At 47.4% G+C, this 10,819-nt stretch carries 4 protein-coding genes; 2 read left to right on the top strand and 2 right to left on the bottom strand.

Annotated features, from left to right (window positions below; all coding sequences use genetic code 11):
- Positions 1-7,858, bottom strand: a 7,858-nt coding sequence (locus KCG43_RS21070; RefSeq protein WP_218387425.1) for an Ig-like domain-containing protein, incomplete at its 3' end; no start/stop codon positions are given.
- Between the two features lie 318 nt (positions 7,859-8,176).
- Entirely contained in the window at positions 8,177-9,559 is a 1,383-nt protein-coding gene (locus KCG43_RS21065; RefSeq protein WP_218387423.1) for an MATE family efflux transporter, read from the bottom strand.
- A gap of 95 nt (positions 9,560-9,654) precedes the next feature.
- Between KCG43_RS21065 and KCG43_RS21060 the strand changes: the two genes are divergently transcribed.
- The gene (locus KCG43_RS21060) at positions 9,655-10,533 is read left to right on the top strand and encodes an AraC family transcriptional regulator (RefSeq protein ID WP_192016331.1); all 879 of its coding nucleotides are present in this window, start codon (positions 9,655-9,657) and stop codon (positions 10,531-10,533) included.
- Positions 10,534-10,543: 10 nt separating this feature from the next.
- Positions 10,544-10,762 carry a DUF6500 family protein gene (locus tag KCG43_RS21055; RefSeq protein WP_192016330.1) on the top strand — a complete coding sequence of 73 codons (219 nt, stop codon included), beginning with the start codon at positions 10,544-10,546 and terminating at the stop codon, positions 10,760-10,762.
- Positions 10,763-10,819 lie beyond the last annotated feature (57 nt).

The following is a 10,819-nucleotide window of genomic DNA, read 5'->3' as shown; positions in this document are numbered from 1 at the left end:
AACGCACCGACGCCAGGGCAGATTCTGCATCCGTGATGTCAACGTCCATCACCACCTGGCCGCCCTGCTCGAAGAGACTGAAATCCGCGCCAATCACAGGGGCAATGTTGGTCACCGTGACCGGCACGCTGGCCGCCAGACCGGCATTGCCGTAATCATCCAGATACCCGGCTGCAACACCCACCTGATGGGTACCGACAGCCAGAGCCTGAGGCGAGAAGTCATAGGTGATTTCCGTCATCGCCGGGTTCTTGCGAATATTGCTCCACACCCCTTCTTCCGGCAGGGGCACTACCTCGCCGCTGACCGGGCGGTTGAAGGTGAAGGTCACTGCAATCGTGCCGATACGGCTGACCTCATCACCTTCCGGCAGGGAGACAGACGCGGTCAGCGGGCTACCAACAACATCCAACGCCAGGCTGGCTGCGCTGCCGGCCAGCTGGGTGGCAGCAGAGACATAGCTGTCGGCCGTGACGCTCAGGCTTACTCCGGTATCGACACCGACCGGCGCACGGTATACCGCCGTCCAGCGGCCGGGGCTTTGCTCAGCCAGGCCGCTCAGGGTACCGGCATCGCCACCGCTGTCGGCAGTCAGCACGATATCTTCGGCAGCAAAACCCGTCACCGGCTCGCTGAATTCAAACATCAGGGCTGTATCCTGGCCGCTGCCCAGATCGGTCACCCCGTCCTGAGTGCTGATAGCAACAGTCGGAACCTGCCACGGGGCCACCGTCACCGCAGGAACAATCTGACTCTGGCTGTGCCCGGCCGCATCAGCAGCATTGAGGGTCAGCTCGTAGCTACCGGCTTCAACCAGAAACTCGAACAGGTAAGTGTTCGACGGGGCATCCGGACGTACAACTTTGACTGGTGCAATAGTTGAACCGCCTTGGTTCAGGCTTGCTGTCACCGTACTATCAACCAAATGATGATCACTGATGTCAGCAAACACATGCACAACAAACTTGTTATTCACCGGAGGAATCGGTTGTTGCTGGGATTGCACATTGGTAATAACCGGGTTTGCCAGATCAACCAAAACAGACTTTTGTGTCGTTGGTACACTTTCATCTTTTAAGCTGTAGCTGCTAATGTCCCGTCCAAGATTATCGAACACAGACAAGTTCAGATCATAACGCCCTTGCAAACTCTCATTGAGGCTTATGCTATCAGTTACCGACGCGATACCGGCAAAATTACCGTCAACGGAAATATTGTCCAACCCCGGATCCAAGGCCACCAAGGTTAGTACATAACGCCTCACTTCTGCCCGAGTATCTGGCACAGTTGATGTAATGATGTTAAAAGTCTGATTTTGATTTTGCAGTATCAGGTTTGACTGTTCTTTCTCAACATTCAGCAATTCCAAAGTCACTGTTGGTTTAGTGATATCAACAGTGAAGTCTTTAGTCTGCACTTGGTCCACATTATCCGTCGCTTTGATCTCCACCCGGAAGCTTTTCTCATTCCCCAGTTTTGATGTATCAAACTCCAGTTGAGCAATAGTATCGTCGCCTGCCGACTTTTCTACAATGAACGACGAATTACCAATATCCTTAACGGTATATTTCACGGCTTTCAAACCACTGTCTTCATCTGAGATATCAAAGTTCAGCAATACTTGGTTGTTGGTGTTAGAACCAATGCTGTAAATATCTGTGATTTTCGGTGGCTTATTATCTATACCAAGTTCCATAAAGGTTTCTGCTTCATTTCCCCATATATCTACAATTCTAGCTTTAATCTTAATCGTACTACTGTTATGAGTCGGTGAAATATTCCCTTCAAACTTTATGCACTCAAAAGCAGGGTCATCAGCACAGATAGCCTGGCTGGGGAAATTAACTCTGTCAGTTAAGAAGTCAAAACTACTTTCACCCAAATCAACAAATATATTCTCCTGTCTTGCATCTTCGCCCACAGAATTTTTCAGGATAAAAATCACTTTCTGACCATTGATGAAGTCACCGTCTTTCATTCCGGTAATTTCAATGCCTGGCTTTACATTCGGCACACGCAATTGGATATTCGCATCCGTATCTACCACAATGTTACCAGCCCTGTCTTTTAAACCAGTGAGTTTCACAAAATGCTCTATCTGGCCTCTTCGGATCAGATCTTCATAATTACCAGTGAAGGTATAAGTGATGGTCTGATTACCATTGCTTGGCTGAATACTGGTTGGCTCATATTCTGTCAAACCTTTGAGCAACTTCACTGCGGCTGTACTGTCCATACCTGACAATACATCATCCACGGTGACACGTATCGTCAACTTCTTAACACCATCAACTGTGTCAACATCACCTTGCTTAAGAATAAAGGCATCTTTATTTGCAATAACAGGTGCATCAACATCCAGCATATTGAACGAGAAGATCTGATCGACTTGCGCCTCATTACTTGCAGTTGTACGAGTAATCAGAACTGGATTTATCAGCAAATTACTGTCCACGTTGTCAAACTGGCAAACAGGCGTTGCTGTGTTGGTATAAACCTTATACAGGCCTGTTGTGTCATTATCAGGCGCTTTATCACTGTTGTAATCTTCACGCAACCAGCATTCAAGTTTATTCAATATCGCACCAGAGGCATTTTGTACGCTAAATTCAGCCCTGAAACTCCGGCCAAATACGTGTGTACCAAAATCAATCGGCTTGGTAATTGACAAACTATAGCCTTCACGTTGTACCTTCAATGATCTTACCAAACGATTTTTCTTACGTTCTTCAGGTTTATTCGCCTTGGCGCGGTTGTAGACAGTCACGATCAAATTGTATTGACCATCATTTGCAATCTGGGTATTGAGCTGAGACTTCCAAAGTGTGCTATTCCCTTCAACAGGACTGAATACAATGGTTTCTCCTTCGGTATTACCGTCACGGGTTAAGCTGGCTTCAATATTACTGTCGATCTGACTTTCCGGATCGAACGCGTTCAGATACAGATCAACCGTTCCATTTTTTGTAATGTTTTCATTTGGGCTAATTTCAAGATCATTTGCCTGATATCTCGCCGTTAGTGAAACTTCTGGTGCAGTTTTATCTACTTTGATTGAAAAAGGTTTTTCTTGGGTATTACCACGAATATCTTTAGCACGAATCTTCAACGTGAAATCCTGCTGCATATTCGTCTCTATCTGCGTCTCATTAGTGGGTTGTTTGCCTTCATCACCAGGAGCTGGACTGCTTCCGGTATAAGTCCAGTAAGAAACTGCCCCGGATGCTATAGGGTTAATCCCTTCATCCCTTACAGCAACATTGAAGATAAAACCAGGCACATAGAAATCATCCGGACTATAATTAATCAACGAAATTGTTGGTCCTTCATTATCGAACAAGGTTGATACCGAATTCGAACGTCCTTCGAAACCATGGATGTCTGTGGCTTTCACAAATATTTTAATTTGTTTACCTTCATCTGTCTGAATCAATGCCGTATTGGCTGGCTGCAAGTTAATATCAATGTTATTCAGGCCTTCAGGTTTAAAAGCCTCAACTAGCTGTACGTTTTTATTAGCCAATTCTTGCCAGACGCTGACATCTTCCACACCTGAATCATCAGTAATGCTGGCAATACTGACCTTAAACCGGGTGCCCATGATGTTACCCGATAATTCTGGTGCAGTGCCGTCAGCTAAAGTAGGTGTTGTAATGCTCGGCCCCATTTTATCGACTTTAAACTCAAACTTACCTTCCCCTGTATTTGGCTGGAAAGCTGTGTCTAGTGCCGAAATATATAAGGTATAGGTTTTACCATGGATCAAATTGTCGGCCACCAGTTGAACCTTAGTATTCCCCTTTTCACCAAGTGTATATGCCGGCAAAGCCGAACAATCCTGGCCTTGTATACATGGTTCCAACTCTACTAATCCGGCACCAGTATGTAACTGCAGCTGAATATCACCTAATGGACTGACATTGCCGACGCCATTGTTAATCACCGAGATCGGTGCCCACTGCTCGTTACCACCCAACAATGAAATTTCCGTTGGCAGAATCACTGGCTCTTCATAGTCAATATTCACCTGATAACGCCCAACATTTGGATCAGTTGCAGTGATCGTATTCCCCAGGCTATCGCCACCTTCAGTGAGCAACACCCATTTACCAGGCCCCAGATCGACGGTAGGTGTACTGTCCCCGTTACACTTTTCTGCCCGGCACAGGAAAATTTTGACAACATTCCCTTCTGTGACCATTTCATCGCTGCTAACGACACGTTCCTGGCTGCCATTACGGAAAATAAAACGGCGCCTTGACGCATCCTCACCGACCCTTTCGTCGATGGTGAATTTCAGCAATTGCTTATAATTAGTATTGATATAAGTATCATCAGGAAGAGCGTCTGCTCTGAACGGCGGCGTAAAACTATAGCTAGGCGGTTCATTATCGACATAGTAGATCTTAGAGAATGGCAGCATGTTGTGATAACCATGGCTATTCCCTTCACGGTCACTACTGCTCAACAACAAATCTAAACGGGCAATCCCAGGAAAATTATTGAGGGTATTCACCCCAAACTGGTGTTTCTCCTGATACGGATCGTTATCAATCAGAATGCTTGTCACACCAGTGAGGTTTGTCGCATCCACGCTATCGTCATCTCCCCACAATAACTCCAGTTTTGTCGGAAACGTTGACTTATCCAGTCCTGATGGATCGCTCACATTCGCAATAGCGCTCAGATCACCGCTAATATAAACCCTGTTATTGGTTTCAACGAGATTTGTCGCGAGGGGATCAACACTCACACTCGGCGGTTCTTGATCAACCGGTTCGGGTGTCTTCGTAAAAACAGGCTGCCCCTGAAGTTTGGGATCCGATTTAGCAAAACGGTTGGCGTAATACATAGCGACCTTGCTATCGATTGAATAAATCGATTTATCACCGGCTGTCACTTCATAAAACTGTTTCCCTAATTCTTCCCGGTAAAAACGCTCAGACAGAGGTAAACCGCCAAAATCAACCGACTCACCGGCAGCATTGAGGCCATCGGGCTTACCATTACTGGAGATATCACTATAAAAAGATTTTGCCAGATCGATGCTGTTCTTGATTGGCACACTTTCTGACATTTTGACCATAGCTTCCAGCAGGAAACGGTACAGATACGGGTTGGAAGGCGGATTAGGGATCTGCGCTAGTTCGTCAGCTGTAGCATAACGCGTCGACACCGGGTTAAAACCAAAAAATTGAGTGGTTTGTTCCCCAAACATCGCGTCCACTTGCGACAACAGACTCTTGGCGGTTGCTTGCGACTTATCAGACTGTTCAAATAAATAATCGAAGAAACCGGACTGGAACACAGAAAGTTCAGTCACGACCAACTCGCGATTACCATTTCCTCCGCCCACAACAGCATAAGCACGCAGGCCATTTTCTTCTGTGAGTGTCACAGTCTGACGCTCTTCTTTGCTCCAGTTATAAAAGAGAGCCGCAGGACCGGTTAGGGTCACTCGGTGGATCTCTCCGGCAAACTGAGAGTTCAGCGTACAGCTGGCAGCATCTTTTAACTTTTCGCTGGAACTATTTGAAGATTGTGCCAGAAGCGTACAAGAGCCAACCAGTCCCCATTTTCCTGAACCGAGCAAACGTTCCACGTTGACTGAGGCGTTAATATAAGGAGCCGTTACCTTGATAGTAGGCAGGTTGAACGTAGATTTAAACTGGAACTTATAAGGAACCGAGGTGTTCCCTGAGCCATCTTTCGTCACAATGGTAATGGTTTGTGCATGCTGTTCATTGACCCGGGTAAAATCCGAGCCAAAAATTTCTTTCACAAACGGAATAAAGTACCGAACCTGATTGATATACCCATCTGCATCAGGATCTGGCAGTATTTCATGAGGGATCTTATCACCAAGGTTCACTTGTTTATGGATGATCGTTGCTTGTTCCCCGATATTCCCGGCTTCATAAGTGACAGTAACAACAAGATCTTCCGCCGATGTTTGCGTGAGTTCAGAACCGCCAGCACTATCTGACACAGTTAATACCAGATAAGGGATCTGATTTTGATCCAGTATCAATGATGTAAAATCACTGAAGTCAACGTCTGGATGAACACCTTTCAATCCCTGCAGGGCATAAGCATAGTTCAGATTCAGATATTGCTTTCCGTACAGATCCTGAAAGTATTCCTGAGTTAAATTGTCCTGATACTCACCGGCATCGGCATCAAAAAACTTCATTGCCACTTGAGGGAAAGAAATGGCCTGAGTGGGTGCTGTTGTATCGGATAACACCACATGCGGTTCTACTTTCGTATTACCACTTACGTCACTGGCAGAAATAAAGAAGTTTGTTTGTCCGCCAATGAACAGTGTTTTATCGTAAGTTTTAGAAAATACGCATACTTCTTCCTGAGTTGCTTCATCAAGCTGCATGGTACAAGCGATTGGCTCAGGGACTCCTGCATTCACACCAATTGAAACACTGGCAATATCGGAGCTGGCATCTTCAATGGTGCCAGACAGAATATAAATCTGCTGATTAACCGGGTTAAATGCACCAGGTGAAGTGACATTGATGGTCGGGGCAATGTTGTCCCATTGAAGCGGAACATAATTGGTGTTGTTCGCATTCTCAAGTACATCGGCAACGCCGAACACCAAGCGGGCTTGTATTGCCTCAGTGGATAGTTGATCAATCGCCAGCGTATTAACTTTGGTGACAACCTGGGCTTCGCGAACCCCGCTTTTGATATTTTCAGATTGCACACGACACAATACTGAATTGCTACCCATGCAGCTTTCTGATTCTCCCCAGCTGCCCCCATCAGGTCTTGTCTGAATAAAAACATTGACGGAATCAATACCGATAAAATCTGTCACTTTCACAGTGACCAGCCCAGAACCAGACAATACATCTTCACCGACACGTGCAACAACTGGCGGTTCATCATCAATTATTTCCGGGGTTCGGGTGGCATAGATACCTCCGGACGCATTATTGAGCTTATTGACCAGCGTAGAATAATCACCCGGCGGTGTACCTGAGGTATTCACTTCCGGGTTATTGACAACTCTTAGCAAATGCTGCGCCATGGAATTGGTGTAAAAGTCGGCATTGATTTTCTGCAGACCATATGACAAAGCCACAGGTAACGCTGACACTTCATCCATTGACCAGCCATCAAGCTGGCCTGTTGCCTGAATATCCCGAAACTGAAGATCAGCAAGATTATAGGACGTGTAGATATTCTTTTCGCTGTCACTGCCACCCGAATTTTGCAACGATTCATAGGCCAGTGAAGCGTAAGCCAGTAAGAATGCGCCATATTGATGACCTTGTGTGGCTATTGCACTCCAGTTACCTTTTGAGATATCCAGCGGCTCTGTCGCAATCACATCGAATCCATACTGGCTATTGACTGCAGCATTGGCGGATTCAATGGCGGCGGCTGTTTGCTGGCCCAAACGAATCATATTGTAGTCAGCCAGGCCCACTGCAATATTTGTCAATGGTGTCAGCATGACCTTTCGGCTCTGCCCTTCAATAAAATTCACATAAGTCCGAAGTTTGATCGGGCCGCGGTCATTTGCTGTGACGACATGATTCGAATAAGGATCCAAAAATCCGCCACCGCTGGACTCAATATATAAAGGTGTCGAGCCCGCCGTCAGAGCGACGGAAAATCGACCATCAGGATTGGTGTTCGTAGTGGCTAACAGGCGGCCAACCTTCCCGTGATTGAACTCGTAGACACGGACAGTAGCATTGGATACCGCAGCGTCAAAAACGACGCCGCTGAGAATGCCTTGCTGGCGATCTTTCGGATATTCCGGGTAGGATTCTTCACCGCCGCAGGCGGAAATAATGATACTTAGCAGAAGTAAAACAATTCGTCTGAACACGTTAGCCACACTGAAAATTTGGTCAATAGCGCATTATTATATGCAGTGCAAGACTCAAAACAATCCAGTAAAAACAACAAGTTGCAATAACAGATCGACAGCTTTAACCGTCGAAATGACAGGCAAATAAGTAATTTAATCAGGCGGATTTCATGTGACTAAGCCAAAAACGACGCTTCCAAGCGAACATAAGGCCAATAAAATGTCTTATTAATGGCTATATTTGTGAGCTGTTCACCAAGCTTGTATACCGATAACTAATTTAGTGCAAGCTGCTGATGATAAATTCACCATATCTGGCGGTCTATTCACTTAATCTTATCTGACAATCTCTGGCTCCCGAATCAGATTATTGATCCACTTTTTCGACTGGATACGCTGTGTTGTCAGCCCTATCTTGACCACTTCTTCCAGTAATATTACCGCCAGTACCCAGTCCAATGACCAGCCCAGCACCAGGCCTGTGTAATAAGCCAGCGGAATGCCTACCGCCCACTGGGCAAACAAATCGATAAAGATACTGTAGTTGATGTCGCCGCCGCTGCGCATGACGCCGCCGATCCCCACCATATTGAAGACTTTCAGCACCATGCCAAATGCCATCACCAGCGTCACATTCACGGCCAGATCTTTCTGTTCGACCGGACTTAATCCGATCAAAAAAACAATCACTGGCTGAGCCAGCCAGCAGGCTATGGCCAGCAATAACGCGAAACTGCAACTGATGAGCACATACCACCAGGCGGTGCCTTCGACCCTTTGGTAGTTATCCGCACCTATGTCATTACCTAAAATGATTGACGCGGCCACCGCAAAGCCCAGAAACGCCGAGATGAGCACGCTTTCAACCGGTGACAGCAGCGAGATAATCGCCAGCTCACTGACCCCTAACTGGCCCACCAGCACGTTATAGACCAGCAGCCCGCCCGCCCAGCCCGTGTCATGAACAAACATTGGCATCGCCACCTTGAAATAGCGTCGTAAATGATGACGTTTAACAGCGTCAACCCAGTGAAAACGCTCAGGCAGCAGATGCGGATAGCGGCGAGCCACCACCCAGAAAAGCAGCGCGGTTTGCAGTAACCGGGAAATGATTGTGCCGATACCTGCGCCCAGCACACCCAGTTCAGGCAGTCCCCACAGACCGAAAATCAGCAAGGCGTTCAATAAGGCATTAATGGCTATCGCAAAGATGCTGATGATAGTGGGCAATCTGGCGTCCCCTATGGAGCGCAACGCCGATTCCAGTGGCACCACCAATGCCGTAAAGAGAATGCTCGGCCCGGTGATCCAAAGATAATCCGTTGCCAACTGCACATAATGCGGCTCGGAAGCGACCAGTGCCACCAAAGGCTGCGGGATCAACAGATACAGCACAACGAAGGGCAGGACCACCAGCCCGGACAGCATCCATGACTGGGCCAGCGTGCGGCGAACGCCTTCCATATTACCGGCACCAAAGTATTGCGAAGCTAGTACATTTACCGCACCACTGGCGCCAACCACCATGATCAGATTGAAGAAGAATATCCGGTTGCCCACGCCGACGGCAGCCGTTGCCTGCTCACCCAGCTGGCTGACCATGAAAATATCGACAACGCCCAGCAATGAAAACAACATCGCTTGTAGCGAGACAGGCAAACCTATTTTCAGCAATTTCTGCCAAAATGCACGATCAATGTACTGAGCTGAAAGCAACATCACAATTCTCCCCCGGTGATTATGCGCACAGTGTAAATCTCTGATTGAATGCCGTATTCTTTCAGCTCATCTAAAACATTTGCCAGACTATCAAGATGAACGACAAGCAAGAGCGGTTTCTGATCTCAGAGAAAACGCAGCAGGAGTTTCTGGACCAAACCAAAGTCTTGCTGCTGGAAGAGCATGGCCTGGTGCAATGTGGGATAGCACACTGCCGTGAACAGTTTTCGGTGTTCAGGAAACATCCGCAAAAACACATGCTGATATACACGGTGAGCGGCAAGGGGTGGCTGGAAAGTGAAGGACGCCGTTGGCTGCTGGAGCCAGGATCGATGATCATTGTGCCTGCAGGTGCTGAGAACGGATTTGGTATTGCAGAGGAAGGCTGGCAAATTGCCTGGCTGTTTCTGGATACGGCTAAGGATTGGTCCGCTTTGGTTACTGATGAGATCAGCTACCTTCTGACGCCAACGGCCGAGGTTATGTACGCCTGTATTCAGACACTGCTCAGAAGCCTATCTCTTCAGATTGATTTAAGTGGTGCCGTTATCGCACACAGCGTGCAGCAAATTGACTTGCTGCTTCGCACGCCGGACATCACTAGCCAACCGCGTCATCAGGTTCGGTTAAAAAGGGTCTTCGACCGCGTCCAGCGCCAGTTGCATAAAGAATGGGATGTTCGCCAGCTGGCTGCGCTCTATCCCTGCTCTGAACCGCATTTTCATCGATTATGCCAACAGTACATGGGACGCAGCCCAATTGCACATTTAACCCGGATGCGGATGGAATACGCGGCCCGGCTGTTACGCTCGTCTGAATGGTCGGTGCAACAGATCGGGGAAATTGTTGGTTACCCCATTCCGGCCAATTTCAGCACTCGCTTCAAAACCTGGTCAGGCATGACACCAAGACAATTTCGTCAGCAGCCGTCTCTGGCTGATAAATTACTTAACATCAAAAATAACCCAGTTTAAGGACAACCCTATGCGCGAATCGCTGCGACAAAAAATCATTCAGATCTGCCACAAAAAAATCGCTCAGAAGGGTGACAATGTCGGCGTGTCTTTTTATGCCTTCTTTGCCAATAAAAACGATGACCCTGAGCTACTGATGGAAGCGGCAACCTGGTGGATACAAACCCATAAACTGGATCACTTTGAGAAAGCCGGGAAGATCATCACAATGGTTGAAGCCAACAAATAGCCTCCCCCCCCTCTTTAGGCGGTGGTTTTGGAGGTAACAAAAAAGCCCCCGGAACCG

It is taken from the genome of Photobacterium sp. WH24 (assembly GCF_019204055.1).
Taxonomy (GTDB): Bacteria; Pseudomonadota; Gammaproteobacteria; order Enterobacterales; family Vibrionaceae; genus Photobacterium; species Photobacterium arenosum.
Note: the sequence above shows the minus strand (reverse complement) of the source record. Positions and strands in the feature narration are given on the sequence as shown.

Coding starts and splice junctions, on each gene's coding strand:
- KCG43_RS21065 (WP_218387423.1), bottom strand. CDS start 9,559: ATGTTGCTTTCAGCTCAGTACATTGATCGTGCATTTTGGCAGAAATTG.
- KCG43_RS21060 (WP_192016331.1), top strand. CDS start 9,655: ATGAACGACAAGCAAGAGCGGTTTCTGATCTCAGAGAAAACGCAGCAG.
- KCG43_RS21055 (WP_192016330.1), top strand. CDS start 10,544: ATGCGCGAATCGCTGCGACAAAAAATCATTCAGATCTGCCACAAAAAA.